A 24,017-nucleotide genomic window follows, 5' to 3' on the forward strand; every position below is an offset into this window, starting at 1 on the left:
GTAGTCGGCGAGTGCGGCGCTGCTTGAGTATGGGCCTCGTCATTCGTCGCACGTCTCGTAGGTTGACGGCTACATGCTGGGCTATCTAGGGGTAGATCAGGGCCGGAGCCGAACGCGGAATCACGGAGGCCCAGTGGCTGCCACAGGTCGCCGGGCCTCCGTTGATCAGTCGACTAGGTAGTGGGCTTCGATGTAGGCGACGGTGGAGTCATATGGCTCTCCCACCGGCTTCAGCAGGTATTTGCGGAAGACTGCGGCGGTGGCGCGACGGACACCGCGGTTGCGGGCGTCGGCGTTGTCCCACGTCTGGGCGAGGGTGCGGGTGACCACTTGGTCGATCTCCTCGGCCAGGTTTCTTTCCGTGATGGTGAGGCCGGGAGGTGCGTGGTCGTGGATGATCCGTGACAGGACGCCCACGTGGTCGTCGTCCAGCACGACCGCTTCGTCGGGGTGCTTGCTGGCGTTCACGATGGCGCGAGCGATCCGGAGCGCCTCGGACAGGAACTCCAGGGCGTCCTGGGAGTTCTGGATGATCCGGTCCCGCAGCAGCTTGATCCGCTCTGCGAGGGCGGTGTACTTGGCGGACCCCGGTTCGACGCCCTTTTCGAGGGCGGCCTTGATGTGGTCCAGGATCTCCGCTGCGGACGGCGGCCTCTTGTCCTCGCCGTCCTTGCTGGGCTTAGGCCGGACAAGGGCCATCAGTTCCTTGAGGATGGCGATGCCTTGTGCGTCCAGGATGAGGGCTTCCTCTCGGGTGGCGACCACGGAGAAGGAGTGGACGTGGGCGTTGATGATCTCCAGGACCATCGGTCCCAGCTCACTCAGCCGCTCTTTCCTCTCTTCGTCGGAGGACCTTTTGAACAGGGTCGTGTACACGGATCCGAACAGCCCGAGCCCGTCCCGGTACTTGGCCACGCGCTTGTCGGTGCTGATGAGCGGGTACAGGCGGGCCAGGAGCCGGTAGTCCTTGCTGAACACTTCGGCGGTGCCAGGGTTGGCGTCCAGGAAGGCGTTGATGGCTCGTACGGACTCGTATCCGTGGACCGTGAGGTCCAGGCCGTCCACGTCCACGAGAAGGTCTTCGATGCGGGCGAAGGTGGTGCGGAACTCATCGACGAGCTCGGACAGGTCGGTGACGAACCCGCCGCCCTTACCGGTGCCCGGCGAGGTGGGATCGACGACGGCCCGCTGCACCTCTTCGGCCAGCCCGATGTAGTCCACGATCACGCCGGAGGTCTTGACGAACCCGGTGGGGGACACCCAGGTACGGTTCGGGCGGGTGATCGTCTGGAAGAGGGTGTGGGCCTTCAGCGGCTTGTCCAGGTAGAGGACGCCCTCGTTGGGGGCGTCGAACCCGGTCATCAGCTTCGCGGTCACCACCAGAAAGCACAGCGGGTCGTCCGGGGTGAGGAAGCGCCGCTTCTGCTCCTCTTCCTCGGCCTCCGAAAGCCGGAACGGGCGCATGGCGGGGTCTTCGCCCTTGGCGTCCGAGACGGAGATGTTCACCTCGGCGGTGATCCGGTCATGCTTGCCGACCTCGGCGAGCACCTGTGACGCCTCGAAGCCGGCCAGCAGCTCGTTGATCTTGTCCGTGTAGGCCACGGCCAGTTCACGGTTGTAGGCGACGACCTGGGCCTTCAGGCTGTTGCGGTAGGCGCCGGCGAGGTAGTGGTCCACGATGTCCTGGCAGACCGCGTGGATGCGGTCGGGGTTGGCGAACACCGAGGTGAGGCGCCCGAACTTGCGGGACAGGAGCTCGCGGTCGGGGTCGTCGAGGTCGAAGTCGTCGGCGAACTGGTCGAATTCAGCCTGCAACGCCTGGTCGTCTAAATCGAAGGCGACCGGGTGCGGGTCCAGCAAGACCGGAACGGTGGCCCCATCCAGCAGAGACCGGGACACCGAGTACCGGTGCAGAACCCTGCCTGGATCGGTCTCTTCACCGAAGAGGGCGAAGGTGTCGGTGGAGAGGTTCCTGACGGGGGTACCGGTCATGCCGAAGAACTTCGCGCGCGGCAACGCTGCGCGCATCTGCCCGGCCAGGGACGCCGACCGGGCGGACTGGGTGCGGTGTGCCTCGTCTACCAGCACGATGATGTTGTCCCGGGTCGACAGGTTCTTGCCGGCGTCGGCGAACTTGTGGACGGTCGTGGAGATGACGCCGCGCACGTCGTCGGCTAGCAGGGCACGCAACTCCTGGCTGGTGGCGGGCTGGTGGAAGTAGGCGCTCCCCATGGCGGAGGTGAACACGCCGGAGGTCTGGCGGACGAGTTGGGTCCGGTCCGAGAGCAGGATGATCGTGGGGGACTCCGTGCGGGTGTCGGCCAGCAGTAGGGAGGCGGCGAACACCATCAGCAGCGTCTTCCCGCTGCCTTGGTGGTGCCAGATGAGCCCTTTCCGGCCGCCGGCCAGGACTCGCTTGTGGATGAGGTGGGCGGCCTCCATCTGGGGATAGCGTGGCAGGTACTTCGTGTCCACCCCGCCGCCGGAGGTGTCGAACAAGGCGAAGTTGGCCAGCATGTCCAGGACGGTGGCTGGGTTGAGCAGTAGTTCGACGGAGCGCTGCACGTCGGTCTGCCCGGACAGGTTCTCGTCGTCGGCAGTGGACCGGAACGGTTGCCACAGGTTCGTGGGGGCTCCGGCGGCACCGAACCGCAGCTTCAGCCCGTCGGAGGCGACGGCGAAGACGTTGGGGGTGAAGAACCATGGGTACTCGGTGGCGTAAACGTCGTTGATCTCGCGGGCGGCGTCCGCCCATCCAGAGTTCGCGGTCGGCGACTTCACCTCGACCACGACCAGGGGCAGCCCGTTGACCCAGTACACGAGGTCGAATCGGCGGGAGGTCTTGCCGGGGACGGTGATGGTCACCTCGTCCGACACGACCAGCGTGTTGGCGGTCGGGTCCTCGAAGTCGATGATCTTCAGGGCGTGCCACGCGCCGTCGGCATCCCGGAACTCCTTGTGCCCTCGCAGCAGGCGCAGCACCTGCTCGTTGGCCCGCACCAGCCCGCCCTCGACAGCATTGACCGTGGCGGTGATCTCCTCGACCACTGCGTCCACGTCGTACCCGTCGATCACTCCGGGGTTGAACTGGACGATGGCGTCCCGCAACAGGCCGGCCAGCACCGTCTGTGTCGTCTCACGCGGCAGCGCCCTGCCCGCGGTGAAGGTCCAGCCCATGGGGAGGGACCACTGGATCAGCAGGTTCTGGAACTCGCGCTCCCGAATGCCCTTCGCCACGGCTCATCCCTCTAGCTCGGCGGACTTGATGTCGATGGTCCGATCCAACAACCCTGCCAACAGCCCCGCCCGAGCCTGACGCAGTCTGACGGCCTCCGTGCGCAGTGTGGCTACCAGCGCATCAACCGCTTCGGCGCTCTCAGTGAGTCCCGTCTGCTCTTCCAACGCAGGCAGCGGAACCTCGCGGGCGATGTACTCCTTCACCGACAGATTCGTGATCCCGGTCGTTCGGCGGGAGTAGCTGTAGGTCAGCCCTGATGCCCAGTCGTGTCGGAGCCGCCAGAACACGTACCTGGGGGACACCTTCTGCGGGTCTACCCGAATCAACCGCTGGAAATCGGTGGGCACGCACGGCTCCAGATCGGAGCCTGCGATGACGACTCGGCCGACGGGCTGCTCGGGCGAACCGCCTGACCGCTCCAAGATGATGTCCTGCTCCTGTACCGTCCGGGTGCCCGCCTGCTTGCTTGTGAACGACCGGACTGGGGAGCCGTCGGTTACAAAGTCGGAGGTGCCGGGCGCGTAGATGCGAGGCCCGAGCGCGAGCCGATCAACTTCGCCCTCGCCCTCGGGATTGCCCCAGACACCCCCGACCACATGGGAGCACAGATCAACAATCCGACGCCTTTCACCCTTGACAGTCGCAAAGTGCTCTGCGAGCACCCCGTGGAGGAGTTTCCGTGCAGTGTTGGCCTCGGAATCGAGTGCGGTGATCTGGTCGTCGACTGCGTCGAGTATCTCGACGATTCGCGCTTGTACCTCTCGGGGTGGGATCGGCAGTTCGATCTGCAAGAGTTGCTCTGGATTGAGGCGCTTACGCCGTTGAACTGTCCCGCTCACCCGGTTCTTCATTTCTGCCCACAGTCGCGGTGAGCGGCAGACGTGCCTCATCCAGGCGGGCACCAGTTCTGGACCAAGCGTGAATGTCGGGAACTCGTTGCTGACGACGAATCCGTCGAACTCGGCAGGTACTACGGTGATCGGGCCTTCCCACGCCGTCAGCTTTCGCATCACGACCTGGTCGACGCGCAGCACGTTCATTGCCGAGTACTCTGTGCCTCCGCCGTCGATTTCGCCTTTGGCGACGAGCCCCTGTCCTGCGTTCAGGACTCCGGCCAGACGGTAGGTGGTTGCAGGCCTCATCGGTGTGCGCTGGATGTCGAGGCGCATCACCTCTCCGAGCGGACGAAGCGGATAGCTGTCACTCATCGAAGCCCTCGATTCCAGCATCGGCGAGGACGGTGAGCATACGCTGCTCGGTCCTCTGACGTTCAGCACGAGCGAGGTTGTAGGCGTCGATGAGGGTGCCGAGGTCTTCCTGCTCGGCGGCGACCTGCTTGATGTACCGCCCGATGTTCAGGTCGTATCCGTTCGCCGCGATCTCCGCGGCGGGGACGAATCGCGCCGCGAGTCCGCCTTCTCCGTCGGGGTCCACCGGGTTACCGTCGGCGTCCATCTTGGAGTGGTAGGCGGTCACGATGTCGGCGATGTCGGCGTCGGTGAGGACGTTGCGGTTTTTGGCCTTGGAGAACCGCTTGGAGGCGTCGATGAACAGTACGCCGCCCTGCCGCTCCGGGTCCTTGGTGCCGGGTGCGCGGAACACCAGGATCGCTGTGGGGATGGTGGTGTTGTAGAAGAGGTTGGCAGGCAAGCCGATGACTGCTTCGAGCAGGTCATCGTCCAGGACACGCTGGCGGATGGCCGCCTCTTGGCCGCCTCGGAAGAGGACGCCGTGGGGCAGGACGACGCCGGCGCGTCCCTTCTGAGGGCTCATGCTGGCGATCATGTGCTGGACGAACGCCCAGTCAGCGGTTGAGGGCGGGGCGACCCCGCCGAGGGCGCGCGGGTCGTTGGTCCAGGGCTTCCACTTCAGGCTGTAGGGCGGGTTGGCAACGATCACGTCGAACTGCGCGACGGACCCGTCCGGCCTCTTGAAGCGTGGGTCCTTCAGGGTGTCGCCGACCTCGACCTTGAACTGGGTGAGGTTGTGCATGAAGAGGTTCATGCGGGCCACGCCCGCGGTGTCCGGTACGGCCTCCTGCCCGTACAACTTGAGCGTGTAGCCACGCCCGCCGCGGGTCTTGAGGAGGTTAGCGGAGGCGATGAGCATGCCGCCCGATCCGCAGGTTGGGTCGTACACCGACTCATAGCCCTTGGGGTCTAGGACCTCGACGATCAGCTCGACGACCTCGCGGGAGGTGAAGAACTGGCCGGCTCGGGTGCCGGACCCGTCGGAGAACCGCTTCAGCAGATACTCATACGCCCCACCAAGGACATCGTGAGACATGTTGCCCTCGTGCATCTTCGGGGTGCGGTCCATCGTCTGCATGACCGCCGCCAGCACCTCCCCCCGCAGTACCTCTTCGGAGGTCCAGGTCATGGCCCCGAACAGGCGAGAGTACTTGTCAGGGTTGGCCGTCTCGATGGCTTGCAGGGAAGTGCGGACGCGCTGGCCGAGGCCGGGCTGGGTGATGGTGGCGAGGATGGACGTCCAGGAGGCGCGACGCTGGTGGACGGTGCCAGGGTGGATAAACGGAATTTCGAACGACTGGTAGTCGCGGTACTCGATCTCGTGAGCTTCCTCGGCGGACAGGTCGTCCAGGCCCTCGTTTTCGGCCAGGAACTGCTCGTGCTGGTGCTCCCAGGTGTCCGACAGGTACTTCCAGAACATCAGAGGGAAGATGACGGAGGCATATTGTGCCTCGGGCATCGCCACGCGCAGTTCGTCGGCGGCATCCCACAAGCGGTTCTCGATCTCCTGCTGGGTCACTGCCATCAGTCGGGGGTCCTCGCTCGTCAAAGGTGGCGGCCCGAAGGCCGGGGAATTTCTACTGGTCACCCATCGCGGGCGTTACCGGCATGTTCACAGCGGGCACGGCCTGAGGAAGAACACACAAGGCGTCGTACTCCTGTATGGGCGACCTAACAACGATATCCCTCGCCAGGATCACGGACTTAGACAATCGGCTTGAGCGCACGACTCGCCCTACAACGGGCAGATGCCCCTGCAGGGCGATCCTTCTTCCGGGCCCCAACGGGCTGCCCTCCTGCTGCAGGTCGGCGTCTCCATTCCACTCTCCCACAAGCGGCATCATGGCAGACGTCGCCGACACAACGAGCCCACAGCCACGAACCCCGAGTACAGCGGAGGGGCGTCCAAATATGGGGTTCCTGACTTGGGACTGGCTAACGATGTCTCCGTCGGCATCCTGACCAGGACACGGATATGGCGCATAGCGAAGGCTGAGACACTGCGGAATCTGCTGCAGATGGCAGGGGTATCGGTGGCGAGGCGGCGGCACACCTGGCCGCCCTCCGATAGCATTGCGCGAGTGTCAGCGGACAGTGCGTCACCAGTCGAGTGTCCTGACCGTCTGCGCGCCGACATGGTCGCCGAATTGAGAGCGTGCGGCGTGCTTCGCTCGCCCGAGGTCGCCGCCGCCTTCGCTGCGGTGCCGCGCGAGAAGTTCGCCCCCGAGGCCGTCGTCTCCGCCGCCTACTCCATTCGTGACACGGTCGTCACCAAGCGCAATGCGGAAGGAAAGGCGACCAGCTCGATCAGCGCGCCGTGGCTGCAGGCGTAGATGCTCGAGGCCGCGCAGCTGCGGCCGGGCGCGCGGGTGCTGGAGGTAGGCAGCGGCGGTTACAACGCGGCGCTCATCGCCGAGCTCGTCGGCCCGGAGGGTGTGGTGATCAGCGTAGACATCGACTCGTTCGTCACCGAGCGGGCCACCCGCTTCCTCGCCGAGACCGGCTACCCGCATGTGAAGGTGGTGCTCGGAGACGCCGAGCACGCCGCCGACGACCTTGGCCCGTTCGACGTCATCCTCGTCACGATCGGCGCCTGGGATTGCCCCTGGGGCCACCTGCTGGCTCCCGGAGGCCGGATGATCGTCCCGCTGCGCTTCGGTGGGCTCACCCGCTCCTTCACCTTCGTCCGCGACGGCGACCACTTCGCTGGCCTGAATCCCACGGTGTGCGGGTTCATCCCCATCCAAGGTGCGGGTGCCCACCTGGAGAACCTGGCCGTGCTGGTCGACAGGACGGTGAATCTGCTGGTGGATGCTGGCCCTGCGCTCGACGCGGCAGCGCTCGGCAGGGCCTTGGACGGCGACCGGACCGAATATTGGACCGGCGTCACCGTGGGCTACGACGACCCGTTCGACACCCTCCACCTGTGGCTCGCGGCCCAGCGCGAGACCTTCGGCGTGATCTGGGCCGACCCGGAGCGCGGCAGTGACCGTATCGAGCCCGCCATGCGCTGGTTCACCCCCGCCCTCATCACGCCCGACAGCTTCGCCTACCTCACCATGGGACCGGAGCACCAGGACAGCGAGAGCGGGGAACGCCGCTACGAACTCGGTGCCTACGGCCACGGCCGCCTCGGCGACGACCTGGCTCGCTAGCTCGCCGCCGAGGTCGTGACCTGGGATCGGGAGTGGCGGGCTCATCCCGGTCCGGACTTCACCCTGTACCCGATCGACGCGGCCGTGGCGGCGCCGAAGATCGGCCGGGTCTTCCGCAAGCGCCACACGCAACTCGTCATGACCTGGACCTGAACCCAGCCCGGCAGCACGCGTGAGGAGGAGGATGTGCCTGTGATTCGTAGTTGGCGGCTGTGAACGATAGATGGCGGGTGTCGGCGCACACCACCCGGTGCAGATGCGACCTCCAGTTATAGATGACGGTTCCCAGGTTTTGTTGGCGGCTGGGTAGTAGAGGTCATGATCAGTCGATCAGTCTCGCTAGGGATGCGGCAAGCTTGCGGAGCTCGATCATGAGGTTGGCGTAGTGAGGGCCGGGGCGGTCCGGTTCAATATCCACTCATGCAAACCCACGATGTGCAGATCAACGGCGACCTGGTGCGCAAACGTTTCGTCGATGGCAAGCCGGGCGGCGCCGAGCGGGAGTGGCGGGCGCTGGTGCTGCTGGCGGAGCACGCACCCGGGCTCACGCCCTCACCCGTGGAGTACGGGACCGATCTGGTGGTGATGTCGCGTATCGAGGGCACGCCGCTCTTCCTGCTGCCTGCCGTACCGGAGAAAGAACTGGTGGAGGCGGTGGACCGGCTGCATAGCGCCGTGCCTCGGCAGGTACTCGACCAAGTACCGCAGCGATTGTGGCCGGTGGAGCGGATCAGGGATCAATTGCTCGCGTGGGCCGGGCGGTGGCAGCCGAAGAATGAGCTCGCAGACCAGGCCGTTAGGGAGGGTGTGCGGTGGCTATCTAGGTGGGAGCCGGGGGAGCACGGGGTGCGGCCGGTGTTCGGGGCCGGTGACGGCAACACGGCGAACTTTCTGTGGGACGGCGTGCGCGTCAGGATCGTCGATTTCGAGGAGTCCGGTCGCAGCGATCGGGCGACCGAGATCGCGGAGATGGCCGAGCACGTGTCGTGCTGGGTACATGGGGAGAGCGAGCTACGTTTCGAGCTCGACTCCGCTGAGGAGCGCAGGCTGTTGGAGTGTCGCAGGCTCTTCGCGTTGATGTGGGTCTTCCTGCTTAAGGACGAAGGGCCGCGAAACCCACCCGGTACGTTCATGCGAGCGGTCGGGAGGGCTCTAGATCGGCTCAGTTAGGTACGGCTTATCGCTCAGGGGCATCCTCGTCGCGGTCAGACTGATCAGGGTTACGAAGCGGCCGGATGCCGGTGGGGCCGAGGTTGGGTCGGCTGAAGGGCGTGTACGCAGCCGCCAAGAAGACCTGGGAATTCCCGCCAACAACCCCTGGGAAACACCACAAGTCCAGCGGCCAGCCAACTCTCAGCCGCCATCTATAACTGGGAGTCGCAGCAGAGTCAGGTACACGCAGACGTACACAGGGTGACGCCGCCAGAAGTTGGCAATTGATCATTGATTTGTCATGTTGATCACGCACGCCGATTCGACCGCATGAGGACCCAATGACGCCGCCTCCCGTCCCTAAGCTCGATATTCATCAAGCCCTGAGCGAGTTGCCCGTTCCTCTCATCTACGAGGGGCCTTGCCCCGGCGGACAAGTAGGTGCCGCCTACGTGCGCTGGCCCGACGGCCATCGATCCGTTCTGACCCGCGGCCCCAACGTGAGCCACCTGTTGTCCCTGGCCCGGGCCGTCGGCATCCCAACGCCTGAGTACGAACTGGTTCACCCCCCGATCGTCGTCCAGGAACTGCTCCCCGGCACCATCGCACGCGTTCCTACGGCGGAGACCATCCAGTGCATGATCGAGATCAACCAGCGGTGCCGCGGCGTGCTCGCAGGGCGTGCGGACCTGCCTGCACTCCGGCTCTATCTACGTGAGGACGGACCTGGCTTTTGCCTGCACGGTTCGCTGCGCTCCTATGACAGCCGAACCCGTTATCTGCTCGATCAGATTGAGGAGATCGGCCACGCGTTCCCCGACACCCTTGAGGGCGACGACCTGGTCCACACCGACTTCCACCCGGAAAACGTGTTGGTGGACGAGAACGGAATCGTCACCGGCGTGATCGACTGGGACGGGGCCGTCCGCGGCAACGCAGACTTCGACCTCTTCACGCTCCGCTTCGATCTAGCCCATCGAGCCCCTGACCTGCAAGTCAGCGTCCCGGACGCCGTAGCTGTGGTCTGCTGGGCGCACATGAGCTTGCGCATGGTGGATTGGGCGATCCGCCACTTCGCCGCCCCCGACGTCACGATCTGGTTGGACATAGCCCAGAGGCTCAGACCCTGAAGGGAGGGCATCTCATGGGGCACACAACGTCTGTGTACGAATGGCCGTACCTACCTCTGCACGTCTACGGGTACGCCGACAGCGGGCGTTGATCTCGGTTCGGAATCATCGACGGCGTAGGTACCGCCGATTTCTGCACGACATGCTCTGCTTTGTCGGTGACTCTGCGCGACTCAGGGTTGGTGCGATCAGATCGCTGCGGGCTGGATGAGTTGTTTCTGGCCTTCGAGGTCGGCGAGGCGGAGCGTGGCCGTCTGGCGTTGCGGGCCGATTGGGCCCGGAGGTGGACGGGCACTTGGCGGACTTCGGGTGGTGAGGTGGCGTGCGCAGTCCGGGATCTGGGAGCGGTTCCGGTGGCGCAGTGCGAGCCGGTCCGCCGGTTTTCTTGGCGGCCTCGGCAGCGGCACCGGCCTGGATTGGAATTTTTGGTGTCGACGGGCCGGTTGCACGGGTTCGAGTCGTTGGAGGAGCGGTCGCTGCTGGTGGCGCTGGACTTTGCGGGGACGGTGGTGGAGGTCCTGCCGCAGCCGTTCCGTCTGCGGTTCGAAACCGCCGAGGGGTTCAGCGAGCACATTCCGGACTTCCTGGCGGTCTTCCACGACGGTTCGCGGTGGTTGTTCGACGTCCGCCCGGGTCCTCTGATCAAAGAGCGAGACGAGACGTGCTTCGCGGCGTCGGGTGAGGCGGCGCTGGCGGTGGGGTGGCGGTATTCGGTGGTGACCGGATGGCGGTCGCACGTGCTGAGCGTGCTGGACGCCTTGTCGGCGCAGCGCCGGCCTCTTGAGGATCAGCTAGGGCTGCAGGATTGGATGCTGGAGGCTTTATCCAGGGGTTCGGTCACGTTCGGGGAGATGGTGGCGGCGACTTCGTTGCCGGTGGTCGCTCGCGCGCATGCTCTTCATCTGCTCTGGCATCGGAGGCTGGGCATCGATCTGTCTCGCCCGTTGGGGGACCACTCGCTGGTGTGGTCGGTAACGGAGTCCGGTTGATGTCGAGCCAGGCGGGGTTGCTAGAGCTGGCGGCGGGGTCGGTGCTGCGCCTGGACGGCGTGGAGTGGCGGGTGGCGGCCCTGGAGGCCCAGTACGGCCGGGTGTTGCTGGATGCGGGTGAGGAGCAGATGTGGCGGAGCATCCGGTGGCTGTCGCACCACCGCGACTGCCAGAGCGTTCCGACAGAGATCGAGGTAGCGGACGGTCCGGTCAGACAGCCGCCCAGCTTGGATGACTTGACCAGCTATCAGAGGGAAGTGGTCTGGCTCCGGGTCGCTCATCTGCTGGAGACCGAAACCGGGTTCCGTGACGGTGATCCGCTGCATCCAAGGCTTGGGGAACCCCATCCCGCCTACGACCCGCAGAGCACGACGTTGACGCAGCGTCGGCGCGCCAAGGTCGCCGAGTTGCGGGAGCTCGGTGACGAAGAGGCTGCGTTGTTGGGGCTGGGGAAAGTAAGCGAGAGGACGCTCGAGCGGATGGCCGCGGCCTGGCGCAAGAGCGGCCCGGCCGGTTGCGTTGATGGACGGTGGTTGCGGGCAGGTGGCGGCCACCCGAGCATTACGGAGGAAATTAGAGAGGCGATCTTCGCGGTTCGGGCCGAAAGCCTGCACCGATCGAGGATGAGCATGCGGGCCCGGTGCGTCCAGATTCATCAGTACGTCGCTGAGAAGTTCGGACCGCAGGTCCCCGTCCCCAGTTACTGGACGTTGCGGGCGGTCTGGCTGGAGTGGTTCGGCCCTGGCGGGACCCGGCAGCGTTATGTTCGTTCGGCCGCCGTGGGCGACGGCTCGCCGGTTCATGTGGTGGTGCACCGGCCCGGTCAGGTCGTCGCGTTGGACACCACCGTGTTGCCGGTGAAGGTGCGCGACGGGGTGTTCGGTGACCCGGTATCGACGCATTTGACTCTTGCGCTGGATCTGTTCACGCACTCGGTAGTCGGTTTCCGGCTGACGCTGGTGTCGGATACCTCGGTGGACGTGGCGATGCTGCTACGCGATGTGATGCTGCCGCTGCCGATGCGGGAAAGCTGGGGCCCGGAGATGGAATGGCCCTACCCCGGTGTCCCGGCTGAGGTCGTCGCTTCCTTTGCTGGACACAAGGTGGCCGGGTTGCCGTTCTTCGCTCCGGAGACAGTGACCACCGATCATGGTGCCGTCTACAAGAATCACGCCTTGGTGGACGCTCAGCGGGTGTTGGGTTGCAACATCCTACCGGCCCGCACGCTGCGCCCTCAGGACAAGGCCGCCTGCGAGAGGGCTTTCGGGGCGTTGAGGAGCCTGCTGTTTGAGCAGTTACCCGGCTACACCGGCGTGGATGTCGCCGACCGGGGCGCCGACCCCGAAGGCGACGCCGTGGTGACCATGGCGCGGATGGAGCATCTGATCGCCACCTGGCTCATCAGCGTGTGGCAGAACAGGGCCCTGGGTGAGCACGCTCCGGCCTGGGGGCCAGGGGAACAGCACAGCCCCAATACCCTGTTCGCCGCCGCGATGAACCAGGGTGGGTTCGCGTTGCAGATCCCTAAGCCGGAGTTGTATTACCAGCTTCTTCCGGCTCACTACGTGAAGATCCACGGCCGCCGCGGGGTGAAGATCGGCGGACTGTGGTACGGCAAGTCCCATCACGCATTGGACCCCTACCGGGGCAAGTTGTCGGATCGCGGTGGCCGGCACAAGGGCAAATGGGTGATCCGGTCCGACCGACGCGACCGGAGGACGGCGTTCTTCCAGGACCCTGCCGACCCATCCGTCTGGCATGCTCTGCGCTGGAACGGACTCCCGCCCGAGGACGAGGTTCCCGCCTTCTCCGACAAGACCGCCGAAGAGTTGCTGCGCGAGGCCCGCGCTTGCGGGCTATCGCCGCACTCCGATGAGGAACTGTTGCCGGTCCTGCTGAGGCTGCTGGGCGGGCTGGTCCCGGTCGAACAGTGGCCGACTCAACTCGGCAAGAAGGGAAAGAAGGAACGAGCTCGCGAGGTCGCCCAAGGCGATCAGGCAGCCAGCGACCGGTTGAGTCTCACTCCCGCCCAGCGGCCTGGGGCGGAGCCCGAAGCGGCGGGCGATCGGCGCGGAGAAGATACGGAGGGCAGGGTCGTCCCATTGCGCTGGCCCGACCAGGCGGTTCAGGTCGGCGACGCGATCGACGCCGAACGGCGGCGCCGCCGCGAGCAGGTCGTCGCTGAGCGGCCCTCACCGCCGGAGCGGCTGGCAGACCGGCTGCGTCGCACCAGCCTGCTGCTGCTTCCCGAGGAGGACGAGTAGTGGCCAGCGCTCAGGCGAAGCCCGCGATGTTCCTGCCTGGCCCGGTCCCTGATCGGACGATCTGGTCGGGCTGGGACCGATTCCGGCGCACCCGTCACGACTTCGTCCCCGCCCCAAGAATCACCCTCAAGGCCTTTGAGGACATGAGTAGCCGGCAGCAGCGGGTCCACAACCTGCACCGGGTCGCCACCCACTCCAACCTGGCGATCCAGGAAACCCCGATGAGCGCTCACGTCGCATGGAAACTGCGCGCCCTGATCGAGGACAACGCCCTCAACCACGGCCCCGACACCCGTCCTGGCGCGATGCTCAACGGCGGCGGTTGCCAAGGCAAGACCGAAACGATCTGCGAAGTCCTGGCCGCGTTCGAGGAGGCATGGCTGAGCCTCTACGACCAGATCCCCGGCGCCATGCCCGGCACCCGTGACCTGCACGCCCCGGTCGCTTACATTCGCACTCCGGTCAAGGCGACTCCGATCTCCACCTGCCAGCGGATCTTGGACTTCTACGGCGAGGACTACAAAGGGATGCGGCAGGAAGACCTGATCCGCACCGTCAAGACCGCCATTTACGATCATGCCACCAAGGCATTGGTCCTGGACGACATCACTCGTCTCAAGCTTCATCGCGAGGCCGACCAGGACGTCCTGGACCTGATCCGGGAGCTGATGAGCCTGCCTGTCACCTTGATCCTTGTCGGTGTCGGCATCCCCTCCTCCGGGCTGCTGCGCGACGGCCGCCGTGACCCCCGCACCGGCCAATGGTTATTCCCGCCGGTCAAGGACCGTGGCAGGAGCCCCAACGCTGACGCTCCAGGCCAAACCGATCTGCGTTTCGACCTCCTGGAACTCGGTGCGTTCACCTACGACACCAAATCTGCCATCGCCGCCTGGACCGCCCACCTGGTCGGCATCGAGCAGCAACTACGGCTCCTGAAAGCCGAAGACGGCATGCTCAGCGAAGGCGATATGCCCGAATACCTCTACCGCCGCACCGGCGGCGTGGTCGGACTGCTGAGGAAACTCATCCAATCCGGATGCCGCTACGCCATCGAAACGGGACGCGAGCGACTCACCATCGGATTGCTGGACGAACTCGCCCTCAGCCCTGCTGACCTACCCGATCTCGACCCCGAGTCCGGCGAGATGCCCCACATCCCAGAACCTGCTGCCGCACCGGCACGCAAGGCCACCAAACCCCGCAACACCGTCTACGACGACCGTGGCGCATGCGAAACCGCGAGCTGAACGACCGTGACAGCCTCACCCGGGCAACCCCTCGCCAGAAGCCTGGCCCCGCTCCCTGATGAATCGCTGCCTGGATTTCTGCTCCGGCTCTCGCATCGACTGGGGTTGTCCCCGATCCGGGTCGCTGAGCTATCCGGTTTGAGCAGCGACGCCAGACGTGTCGCCACCGATCACCTTCTCGCCCTGCCCAACCCCGCGACCTTCGCCTCCGCGACACGTCTGTCCATCGCCGAAGCACACACCCTCACCCTCAGCAGCTACGCTGCCGCTTACCCGGCGCTGAAGAAGATTCAAGCCCACACGACACGGAACCGCGCCGCACAACGTGACGCCTGGGCCTTCAACGACTCCAGCCGCTACTGCCCTCAATGCCTCGCCGGTGATGGAAGCCCGATCCAGACCAGCCTCGGCGGACCCTGGAAGCTCAGATGGCATCTGCCCATCGTGTTCGCTTGCACCCTGCATCAGCGGTTACTGGAAAGTGCATGCCCGGCCTGCCGCAACCCGCTGGGCGGGTCCATCCGCGGCCGCGGCAGCCTCATCCGCCGGCCCGGCAGAGCTGAGCTTCACCCGCTGCAGTGCCGCAACGCGCCGATTAGCGGCCAACCAGCGGGGACGGCATCCCGCTATCACGCAGCCTGCGGTGCACGCCTCGATGCCACGCCGCGCTCAGCAGATGCGCTGCCCCCCGAGGATCTGGCGCGCCTTCTCGCTCTCGAAGACCGCCTGGATCAAGCTCTCGACCAGCACCGGCACGCCGACGCCGAGGATATCGTCCAGGAGTTCTACTTTTCCGACCTGATCATCGTCAGTCAGTTGATCAAGGTTGGCTGGCCTGCCGCATCGCCATTCGCACCCTCAGACGCGATGGCCGCACTCCTCAACGAGCACATCGAGCCGATCACGGCCATTCTGGAGCGCCAATACCCGCAGGCCCGTGGTGGTTACCTCCGAATTTCGGACCTCTGGGCGTCGCCCGACCACACCGCTCAATGCGGAGCGCTCCTGCTGACAGCGGAGAACATCCTCGGCGACCGCGACCCTGCCTCGCTGCGCGAACGAATTCAACCGCTGATTCAGGCAGCCTACGACCGCGTGCCCCAACGCACCTACCACGCAATTCGTGACGCAGACTTCTCCCCAGCGCTGGCCCGCGCGATGGTCCGCCGCGCCCGCGTCTTCCATCGCGGCGACGAACAAGCTCGCCTGCTCGTCCCCTCGCGCGACTGTCTGTTCAGCGTCGAAGAGATCCCTCCGCTGCTACCCCAGGACTGGTTTGATGCCCACTTCGCCGGCTTCCCTGAGCGCATGATCAACACCAATAACTGGACCATACGCCACCTGCGCAGGGCGGCCTCACTCAAGTTAGTCGAAATGGCCTCAGGCACCCACTATGTCCAAAGCGCCGACGCCCTGGGCATGCTCCAGGGAAGCGCATCGCGAACACAGGCGGTCCTGCGAAACCAGATCCCCGACGACGGGATGTGGCAGGAGTTCGAAACCGCCGTCGAACAGATCGCCTGCATCCTCGACAATGATCCCGAACGCATCAACTACACCGACCGGCGTCGCGCCATGGCTACCTGGGAGATGCCCCAGGCCGACTGGATACGACTATGCACCGGCATCCCCAAGATGGCCCGAATGGCTACACAAAACCCCTTGATCGGCACCGCACTTGTGTGGTCGGAAGTCACTCAAGCTGAACATCTGCAGTGTCCGCCCCTGAAAACCCTGCGCCAAATCGATGGTCCGGAGGCCCGCAGAGTCGGCGACACGGTCGCCCAACTCCTGACTCCCAGCCGCCAGAGGGCAGGATCGTTCGTCCTCCGTCGCCGCTTGAACCAGTACGCCGCCAACCTCGCGGCACAATGCGACAACGGCACAGGACCGCTCTCACCTTCCTGAGTTGCCCAACACAATCGGCCCGCCACCGGAGCAGATCATGGTGGCATTGCGCAGGCTGACCCAACTGACGTCCGCCATCTATCGTTCACAGCCGCCAACTACGAATCACAGGCACAGAGGACGGTAAGGGAGGTATCGCTGTATGACGCATCGCCGTCTGGCCGCCGCTGTCGAGTTGCTGCGGAGCAACCGCCGCTACCGCCGGTACGCCCTCGCCCGGATCTCCTCCACCATCGGCACCACCGTCGCGCCGCTCGGGCTCGCGTTCGCCGTCGTCGATCTCGGTGGCGGAGCCACGGCGCTCGGGTTCGTGCTGATGAGCGGGCTGCTCATCTTCCTCGCGGTCACTCCGGCCGCCGGCGTGCTGGCCGACCGGCTGCCGCGGCTGGCCATCATCGTGACCTGCCAGCTCGTCTGCGGCGTGGCACAGCTCGGCGCGGCCGTGCTGGTGCTGTCCGGGACGGCGACGGTGTGGGCGCTGGCCGGACTGGCGGTGCTCGCCGGTGCGGCGGGCGCGTTCTTTCAACCGGCCGCCAAGGGGCTGGTCGTTCAGCTCGTCCCTGCGGGGCCGATGCTGGTACAGGCCAATGCGCTGCTGCAGATCTGCTTCAACGCGGTCGCGATCGTCGGGCCGGGGCTGGCCGGTTTGGTGATCGCCGAGAGCAGCCCCGGCGTCATCCTCGCCTGGGACGCGCTCACCTTCCTGGTCTCGGCCGCGGTGTTCGCCACGCTACGCCTGCCACCAGCTGCCCGGCAGGAGCGGCGGCGGTTTCCTGGCTGACCTGGTCGAAGGCTGGACGGCCTTTGCCGGGCGCCGCTGGCTGTGGCTGCTCACCGGTCTGAGCATGCTGACCTCGGCCTGCTGGGCGGCCGGCATGGGCGTGCTCGGCCCCATCTATGCCACCCGCTACCTCGACGGAGCCGTCAGCTTCGGGCTGCTGAACTCCGCCATCGGCATCGGCCTGGCCGCCGGGTCGATCACCGCCCTGCTCTTCCCGCCCGCTCGCGTCGGCCTGGTGCTGTGCCTGGCAGCGATTCCCGAAGCGTTGCTGCTTACCGGCATGGCGGCAGGCGTCCCGCTGCACGCTTTGGCCGTGGCGGGAGCGCTGACCGGCGGCGCCGGCACGCTCCACTTGATCGTCTGGACCTCGTTCCTGCAAGAGGCCATCCCTGAGGACCAGCTCAGCCGCATCCTGGCAGCGAACGCCACCCTGGGCAGCCTCCTGGTACCGGCCGCGTACGTGGTGACAGGCCCCCTCGCCGACGCCGTCGGCGTGCGGGCCGTGCTGGCGGGATCCGGTGCCCTCGTGCTGGCCGGTGTCGCCACCGTCGGATGCGCATGGGAGGTGCGGCGGCTGAACACCAGCGACCTTCCGCGAGCGACGACCGACACTTAAAGAACGAGACAGGTCATGTTCGCCGAGGTGGGACTCATCGCCCACCGACGCCCGTACTTGGCTACGTTCCCGCTGATGGACAGTTACGGTTGGCGCGCATGCCTGTGTCCGGGCTTACCGTCATGCCAGCCGACGACCTGGTGGGACTACCCTCTCGCGGCGCCTTCTGGCCAGATGACGGTCACGGAGAGACCGCGTTCCCTGGCCTCCGCCACGACCTCGGCCGTCCCGCCCGAGCCGGTACCGGGCTGCCCGTCCCAGACAGCCACCAGCTCATCGACCGACGAAAGGACTGCCTCGTTCGCAGCCTCGTACGCCTGCCTGTCGGCGTGGTCGCAGTCCATAAGGCGGACGGTCTTCGCCGCCGCCATGAGCCGGTCGAACTGTTCGGCATGATCCGGCTTCACCTTGGCCTGCCGGTAGTCCCGTGACGGCAGCACCACCTCCAGCGATCCGCCGGCTGCGAGTACCGCGTCAGCGAACAGGCTGTCCGCGCCGCGAGCGATGCAGGACACGCCCACCAGTTCGCCAGTGAACGAGGCAAGGTGCGCGCGGAGCGCGTCGGCGACGAGAAGCTCCGCCGCCGGGGTCAGGTTCATGTGGCCGGTCACGCCGATACGCATCATCAAGTCCTTCCTGAGTGTCAGCGATCGTCTAATTGAGCCGGGCAACGATCAGGGAATTGAGCCACCTGAAGTCACCGGCCCGTTCGGAGCCGACGCCCAATACCGGCCGTTGTGACGGCATTCCTCATGGTTCGGCACTGCGCTTGGGGCTTCGGTTGCCTCGGCTTGATCGGAAGGGGTGAGAAGGCAAACCGTTGCCGTGCGGCCGACGAAGGAGGTCGTGCGGCGCCGATCGCCCCCGGCCCTGTCCTGAGCTGTGCCATCGCAGGGCGATCGTCGGGCGGATTTGGCGTGTCGAACGTGGCGGTTCGGGGTGAATGCTGAGGTGGAGGCGGGGGGACCGTCCATCTGGGAAGCGCTGGTGAGCGACTCAGGAGCGGCTCTTGGCCCGGTTGGCCGCAGGCGTCTGGCCAGGGCGTTTGTTGGTGGACGCGCCGGTCGCCGACCTGTACGCACCGACGCAGGACGATCCGACCGCACGCCTCACAACGCCTTCGGCAGGTGATCCCGGCGCAGGCGCTGATCGAGCTCCCACAGGGCGGTCCTGTCGTCGTCGTAACGCAGGATCTCGCGGGCCGCCTCGTACGCCAGCCACCCCACTGCGCGGTGTTCCCCCGACAGCACGATCTCGTCTTCCTGGCTTGTGACATCTATGGCGAAATAGTGCTTCGTCACGATGTACAGGCCCTCGGGCCAGCTCGCGGCGGCGGCGAAGCACTCCTTCTCCACGCCGCTGATCATGTCCAGCTCATACAGCGGCGCCGTCTCCGGCAGACCGGCCTCCTCCGCGCTCTCGCGGCGGGCCGTGGCCGGCGGATCCTCGCCCGCCTCGCCCCCACCGCTCACGCCCTGCCAGTGGCCGTCGTCGGACCGCTGGAAGACCGCGTACTCAGGCCCGCCTGCCACGGTTCTGAAGACGTAGACCACCACGTTGTACGGCTCGCGCATGGGAGGCATTCTCCCCGAACCTCAGGCGGCGGAGCGTCTCCTGGCGTACACCTCGATCTTGATCTTCATGCGCGGGTCGGCGAGGCCGCATATGAGCATCGTGGTGGCGGGCCGTACCTCGCCGAAGCGCTCGCGAAGCACCGGCCAGCACGGTCGAAGTCGTCGCGGTCGGGCAGCAGGTAGCGCACGCGTACAACATCGGCGAAGCCGCACCCGGCTTCCTCCAGGGCCGCCCCGATGTTGTCCTTGATGGACTACCAAAAGGATCATGGACAGGATTGACCAAGTCCAGACGACACACACACGTCGTGACCTGGCTCAATTAGGCGATTGAGGCTCCCCGATCCGGCTCAAATCGGTGAAATCGATCATGCTCTTCTGGCTCAATAACGTGATCGCTGACACCTGAGCGCCGGTCCCTGGCATGCCAGCGTCTCGCGGATGTGCTATCGAAGGTGCCGCTATCCGTCGTAAAGCGGCCGCTGGCAGGACGGAGAGACGACGATGACGATGCCCCCAGCCCAGATTGGGGGAGGCCGGTGTGGCTCAAGCCGCCGGCAATGTGAGGTACAGGCGTTGAAGAGCGGCTGCGCCAGCCTCTTCGACTTCTGGCAAGACTCCTCGTGAGGCTCGCATGGCGCGTTGGATCTGATGAGGAAGCCGTGTGCTCTCCGCGGTCGCGATTGACTGCAGGAGCGCGTGGGAGGCTGCGGCTTTGTCACCCGTGGCGCGGAAGACTTCGGCGACGGTGACGCGTTCGATGGTTCGCCATTGTGGCGCGACACCGGTCGCGTCTGGTGTGTCCGCTTCTGCGAGACGTGTTGCTTCCTGGAGGCGGCCGGTGGCGAGCAGGCCCCGGAGGTGGACTTCTCGTAGAACGAAGGGGTTGACCAGGGGTGTGCCGTGGTGGGTGTCCACGAAGCGTTGCAGGTCGATGATCGTGGTGTCGAAGTACTCGATGTTGCCGAGTTCGGCGAGCGTACGAGCCAGGGGGATGAGAACTGCGCCGCGTTCGGAAGGTGGAGCGATGTCGCAGGCTCGTTGGAGGCGAGCAGCGGCTGCTGGCTTCTTTCCGATCTTGCGTAGTTCGTTGCCGTGGACGCGTAGAGCGCGGGTCAGAAGGGCGACGTCGTCGAGGCGGTGGGCGATGAGGAGGGCGCGGCCGGTCCAGCGAGCGGCGGAGGCGAGGTTTTCCTCGGGAAGAACGTCGCCGAGTGCGACACCCAGCATGGCGCGGGCTTGTCCGAGGAGTCGCGCGGCGGCATGGTCGGCGTGCCCTTCGAGGAGCCGTGCTTCGAGCCGCCAGACGAGGGGCCACAGTTCGTTGATGGCCTCGGTACTGTGCCCTGACTCCCGGGCGATGGAGGACAGGCGGATGGTGGATTCGCCGAACTTGATCATGGAGATGAAATCGGCGTCTGCGGGGTCGGTAACGCCGAGAACGTGTGGGGGCAGTCCCATGTAGTGGGCCACCCGTCGAAGGGTGGCCACGTCCGTGATGGCTCGCCGCCCGTTCTCGAGCATCGAAATGTAGGTCGTGTCGTAGCCCAGCGCTGCGGCGAGGGTGGACTGGGTGACCTGGGCGGTGCGCCGGTACGCCTTGATGATCACTGCCAGGTTGCCGGAGGCCAGGGCTGGGCTCGCGGATGGAGATGTCCACAGCCAGATCGGTGAGCCGGCGGAGGCGCGGCTGGGCAGTGGGGCGCCGCTGATGACGTGACAGGCGGGGCAGAGCTGGGAGGCGCTCCATCCGTCGTCGACGGTTGTCGCGCACGCGGCACACTGCATGTGCTCTACCTCACTGGGTCACGCAGCCTGGAGAACCACTCGGCGATCGAGCGCTTGTAGCCTTGCGGCATCCGCAGGTTCTCCACCTCGTGTTCGGCGAACAGACCCACCTGTTTGTGCTCGTGGCTGAGCACCGGCGGCTTGTCGGTGGTCACGGTGGCGCCGTACGTCACGATCAGCACGTCGACGCCGTCGCGGATGTGGTACTGCCAGGAGTCTAGGATCGGCCCGATCTGCGCATCCCAGCCGGCTTCCTCGCTGATCTCGCGCTCAAGCCGGGCCGGCGGGTCTTCGCCGAGCTCGAGTTTGCCGCCAGGCAGTTCCCATTCATCGCGTTCGTTGCGCAGCAGCAGCACCTTGCCATCGCGGACGATCACGCCCTTCACCGACACAGGAAAGGTGTGGGGGCGGTAGTTCATCGGCAGCGGCCTCTCTGCGTGGATGGCTGTGCCTGGAACCTAACACGGTCAACCGCTGCTGACCGGGGTTCCGGGAGTTGACAATCTGTCACTTGTTCAATGCGCACGGTCTACCGGACGCTGGGAGCCGAGAATTCCCGCCCCGGCAGCTATCAGAGGTGATGACGGTGGACCATGAGGATTTCACCAGCCACTACGTGAGCCTGGCGAGCAGCGATGGGCTGGAGCGGGCCGCCGCGATGTTGGCGCGCGATGGCCTGGTCACCTTCGACGGGGTTCACGACCGGCGCTCGGTGGTCGATCTTGCCTCGCGGCTGCTGACCACCTGGGAGCACCGGGATGCTGGGGCGGACGGTGTCACGATGATCGCCGATCGGGGTTCCGTGGCGGATCGTCTCGGCTATGCCGGATTCGGAACCAGAGAGCTTCATCCTCACACGGACGCTTCCGCGCTGGCCCGGCCGCCCCGGCTGGTGATGCTGGTGTGCATCCAACCTGCCGAGTCCGGGGGCGAGTCGTGTGTCGTGGACGGGGCCGCCGTCTATGCCGACCTGGCCGCTCGTGCGCCTGGTTTCTTGCAGCGGTTGAGAAGGCCTGGAACGGTCCGATTTGGCGACCCTGGGTATTGGGGGTCGGTGTTTGAGCCGACCGTGGATGGCCGCGTGACGGTGCGACTCCGGCTTGACGGTTTGGAGCATTTCACCGAGCCCGTTGATGAGGCCGTTCCGGTGCTACGCGCCGTGATCAGCAGGTACGAGCGGGACCTTCCGCTGCGGCCGGGGCAGGGCTATGTGCTGGACAACTGGCGAATGTTGCATGGGCGCCGCGAGTTTCGAGGATCTCGTCTGATGTACCGCGTTCTTGGGGATCCTGTGAGTGCCTGGGTGCTGCCTTCTGGATTCGTGCCAGGCTCCCTTGCCGTGGTGGGAGCGTCTACTGACGCGTGGGATCGTCCATGACGATCTCCGTGGCCGCCCGCTGGCAAAGTACGCAGTGCCTTCTGCGAGCGGTATCCGCCGTGTGGCGGGCATGCGGACGCTCACCGTCTGCTCGCCGCTGCACCTCAGGCACCGATGACGGCCCCACCCCGGAGAACCCCGGACGGTGCCATCAGCGGTCCACGCTTCCGCGGGACGGGGTCTTGCCTTTGGGCCAGGCCGACGCCACCGCTGATGCGGTGGCCGAGAAGCATGTCACCGACCTCCAGCAACGCGCTCGTGGGCTGTTCCTGTTGATGTATTCGCTCTACTGGCGTCGCTTCGTGGCCATCTATATGGGCGAATGCGATCACGGCATTGTCCTGAAGGCGGCCACGCCAGATGAGTTGTGGGAGCTCATGAGCCGGGTTGCACCACCGGACTGGTTGGGAGATTCCCTTCCACGTCTTGCGGCCAGGCCTTCCTCGGCCGTCGATGTGCCCGGCCTATCGCCTGTGTTTCCCGACGAAGACGCCGACCGATGACCACGACGCGCGAGAGAAGACGACGTCTCCTGGCAGGTTGCGCAGCAGCTCCTGGCGTCCGAGCGCGGCTGACCAGAACGCACACCACGTGGAAGAAGCAGACGATGGCCAGGGCGCAAGAACCGCAGACGATGGGCCACGAGCAGGAGGCCGTGTTCGAGTGGGCGCCGCACAGGCCGTCCGGTGGCACGCTCCGGGTGTCGCACACCTCCTGCTGCGGCCGGTATGAGTGGGGCTGCGAGGGCGGGAGCTTCTTCGTGCTGCGTTCCACAGCAGACGGCTACCAGGAGACCGGGCGCGGCCGTTACCGCCGAGCCCTCGACGTTTACATCGCTCTCGCCGAGGCGCACAACGCTGAGCACGTACGCCGCGGAGAAACACCGGAGCCCGACACCTTCCTCGCAAAGGGACGGCGCGGCTAACCGCGAGTCAGCCCGCCGGCATCCGCCATCGACCAGTTGCTCACCACGGCCAAGAAGAGGGGAGTCGTCCGTGAAACATCGACAACTCCCGCGCACGCGACAGCCCTTATGCGCGGTGGGTAACGGCTGCGGCGGACGGCTGCGCCGCGCAGCAACGGCGGCGCTTTCGGACGGAGGCACCGCCGACAACCTGAATCCTCTTCCCTTCACAAACGTCAACGCAGGACAGGAGCAGAAGCCAATGACTACTTCAACCATCGAGCAGGCCACCGATCAGGCGAATGAGGTCGCCGGCGCGGAAACAGAGTTCGACCCGTTCAACCTCGACATCAAGCTCGCGGAGAACACTCCGGCGGCCAACACGTCGCTGAGATGCGGCACCGGTGACACATGCGGGAGCTCCTGCCCGAGCGCCTGCACCACGTCATAACCGCACCGGCCCGGGTCCCTTTCGGCCGGACCCGGGCCTTCCGCCCTGAATGCTGAGCGACGACGGAGCGAAGACGATGACGCGGACGCGGATCAGGCGGTATCGGCGTACTGGTGCCGGGATGTTGCGCGCCACGGTGCATTTGGCTCCTCCTGCCCTTCCGGATTGGCCGGAACCTGGCTGCTCGATTGG

20 protein-coding genes and 1 pseudogene are annotated in these 24,017 nt (G+C 65.8%); 14 read left to right on the forward strand and 7 right to left on the reverse strand.

Going from position 1 to position 24,017, the window contains the following annotated elements:
* Window positions 1-165: 165 nt before the first annotated feature.
* The 3 genes from C4V41_RS51555 to C4V41_RS51565 are packed head-to-tail and all read right to left on the reverse strand — an operon-like array spanning window position 166 to window position 6,013.
* Entirely contained in the window at window positions 166-3,237 is a 3,072-nt protein-coding gene (locus C4V41_RS51555; protein ID WP_103963423.1) for a type I restriction endonuclease subunit R, read from the reverse strand.
* 3 nt (window positions 3,238-3,240) lie between these two features.
* On the reverse strand, window positions 3,241-4,446 hold the full coding sequence (locus tag C4V41_RS51560) for a restriction endonuclease subunit S (protein WP_200824838.1): 1,206 nt from the start codon (window positions 4,444-4,446) through the stop codon (window positions 3,241-3,243).
* Complete coding sequence (locus C4V41_RS51565; protein WP_103963424.1) at window positions 4,439-6,013, reverse strand: type I restriction-modification system subunit M; 1,575 nt, start codon at window positions 6,011-6,013, stop codon at window positions 4,439-4,441. Before C4V41_RS51565 ends, C4V41_RS51560 begins: the two co-directional genes overlap by 8 nt.
* A gap of 610 nt (window positions 6,014-6,623) precedes the next feature.
* On the opposite strand from C4V41_RS51565, the pseudogene fxlM reads away from it, so the two are divergent.
* The 10 genes and pseudogenes from fxlM to C4V41_RS51610 all read left to right on the forward strand — a co-directional run bounded on the left by fxlM (window position 6,624) and on the right by C4V41_RS51610 (window position 17,730).
* Window positions 6,624-7,643 (forward strand): annotated as a pseudogene (gene fxlM, locus C4V41_RS51570) (methyltransferase, FxLD system).
* A 15-nt stretch (window positions 7,644-7,658) separates the two neighbouring features.
* The gene (locus C4V41_RS62465) at window positions 7,659-7,796 is read left to right on the forward strand and encodes a hypothetical protein (RefSeq protein WP_160150686.1); all 138 of its coding nucleotides are present in this window, start codon (window positions 7,659-7,661) and stop codon (window positions 7,794-7,796) included.
* 267 nt (window positions 7,797-8,063) lie between these two features.
* Complete coding sequence (locus C4V41_RS63605) at window positions 8,064-8,813, forward strand: phosphotransferase family protein (RefSeq protein ID WP_200824839.1); 750 nt, start codon at window positions 8,064-8,066, stop codon at window positions 8,811-8,813.
* Between the two features lie 434 nt (window positions 8,814-9,247).
* Window positions 9,248-9,925, forward strand: a complete 678-nt coding sequence (locus C4V41_RS51580; RefSeq protein WP_235030911.1) for an aminoglycoside phosphotransferase family protein — start codon at window positions 9,248-9,250, stop codon at window positions 9,923-9,925.
* A gap of 158 nt (window positions 9,926-10,083) precedes the next feature.
* On the forward strand, window positions 10,084-10,914 hold the full coding sequence (locus C4V41_RS51585) for a TnsA-like heteromeric transposase endonuclease subunit (protein ID WP_200824840.1): 831 nt from the start codon (window positions 10,084-10,086) through the stop codon (window positions 10,912-10,914).
* A complete protein-coding gene (locus tag C4V41_RS51590; RefSeq protein ID WP_103963427.1) occupies window positions 10,914-13,178 on the forward strand; it encodes a transposase in 2,265 nt (754 codons plus the stop codon). Before C4V41_RS51585 ends, C4V41_RS51590 begins: the two co-directional genes overlap by 1 nt.
* On the forward strand, window positions 13,178-14,425 hold the full coding sequence (locus tag C4V41_RS51595; RefSeq protein ID WP_235030912.1) for an AAA family ATPase: 1,248 nt from the start codon (window positions 13,178-13,180) through the stop codon (window positions 14,423-14,425). The genes C4V41_RS51590 and C4V41_RS51595 overlap by 1 nt, the downstream gene beginning before the upstream one ends.
* Window positions 14,426-14,431: 6 nt before the next feature.
* Complete coding sequence (locus C4V41_RS51600) at window positions 14,432-16,333, forward strand: TniQ family protein (RefSeq protein WP_103963428.1); 1,902 nt, start codon at window positions 14,432-14,434, stop codon at window positions 16,331-16,333.
* A 142-nt stretch (window positions 16,334-16,475) separates the two neighbouring features.
* Window positions 16,476-17,114, forward strand: a complete 639-nt coding sequence (locus tag C4V41_RS51605) for an MFS transporter (RefSeq protein WP_103963429.1) — start codon at window positions 16,476-16,478, stop codon at window positions 17,112-17,114.
* Between the two features lie 64 nt (window positions 17,115-17,178).
* Window positions 17,179-17,730: an MFS transporter gene (locus C4V41_RS51610; protein WP_103963430.1), complete on the forward strand. Its 552-nt coding sequence runs from the start codon at window positions 17,179-17,181 to the stop codon at window positions 17,728-17,730.
* A gap of 146 nt (window positions 17,731-17,876) precedes the next feature.
* On the opposite strand, the gene C4V41_RS51615 is transcribed toward C4V41_RS51610, so the two are convergent.
* The 4 genes from C4V41_RS51615 to C4V41_RS51635 all read right to left on the reverse strand — a co-directional run bounded on the left by C4V41_RS51615 (window position 17,877) and on the right by C4V41_RS51635 (window position 21,478).
* Window positions 17,877-18,356: a hypothetical protein gene (locus C4V41_RS51615; protein ID WP_103963431.1), complete on the reverse strand. Its 480-nt coding sequence runs from the start codon at window positions 18,354-18,356 to the stop codon at window positions 17,877-17,879.
* A 483-nt stretch (window positions 18,357-18,839) separates the two neighbouring features.
* Window positions 18,840-19,304: an NUDIX hydrolase gene (locus C4V41_RS51620; RefSeq protein WP_160150687.1), complete on the reverse strand. Its 465-nt coding sequence runs from the start codon at window positions 19,302-19,304 to the stop codon at window positions 18,840-18,842.
* A 546-nt stretch (window positions 19,305-19,850) separates the two neighbouring features.
* Window positions 19,851-20,915 (reverse strand): helix-turn-helix domain-containing protein, encoded by a 1,065-nt coding sequence (locus C4V41_RS51630; RefSeq protein WP_200824841.1) that lies wholly within the window; start codon window positions 20,913-20,915, stop codon window positions 19,851-19,853.
* 182 nt (window positions 20,916-21,097) lie between these two features.
* Window positions 21,098-21,478: an NUDIX hydrolase gene (locus C4V41_RS51635; protein ID WP_235030913.1), complete on the reverse strand. Its 381-nt coding sequence runs from the start codon at window positions 21,476-21,478 to the stop codon at window positions 21,098-21,100.
* Between the two features lie 200 nt (window positions 21,479-21,678).
* On the opposite strand from C4V41_RS51635, the gene C4V41_RS51640 reads away from it, so the two are divergent.
* The 4 genes from C4V41_RS51640 (at window position 21,679) to C4V41_RS64915 (ending at window position 23,825) form a co-directional block, all read left to right on the forward strand.
* Window positions 21,679-22,470 carry a TauD/TfdA family dioxygenase gene (locus C4V41_RS51640; protein ID WP_160150688.1) on the forward strand — a complete coding sequence of 264 codons (792 nt, stop codon included), beginning with the start codon at window positions 21,679-21,681 and terminating at the stop codon, window positions 22,468-22,470.
* 182 nt (window positions 22,471-22,652) lie between these two features.
* Window positions 22,653-22,973, forward strand: a complete 321-nt coding sequence (locus C4V41_RS51645) for a hypothetical protein (protein ID WP_103963436.1) — start codon at window positions 22,653-22,655, stop codon at window positions 22,971-22,973.
* Window positions 22,974-23,077: 104 nt separating this feature from the next.
* Window positions 23,078-23,395 (forward strand): hypothetical protein, encoded by a 318-nt coding sequence (locus C4V41_RS51650; RefSeq protein ID WP_103963437.1) that lies wholly within the window; start codon window positions 23,078-23,080, stop codon window positions 23,393-23,395.
* A 70-nt stretch (window positions 23,396-23,465) separates the two neighbouring features.
* Window positions 23,466-23,825, forward strand: coding sequence for an FxLD family lanthipeptide (locus C4V41_RS64915; protein WP_235030914.1), 360 nt, complete (start codon window positions 23,466-23,468; stop codon window positions 23,823-23,825).
* Window positions 23,826-24,017 lie beyond the last annotated feature (192 nt).

It is taken from the genome of Nonomuraea solani, assembly GCF_900108335.1.
GTDB lineage: Bacteria > Actinomycetota > Actinomycetes > Streptosporangiales > Streptosporangiaceae > Nonomuraea > Nonomuraea solani.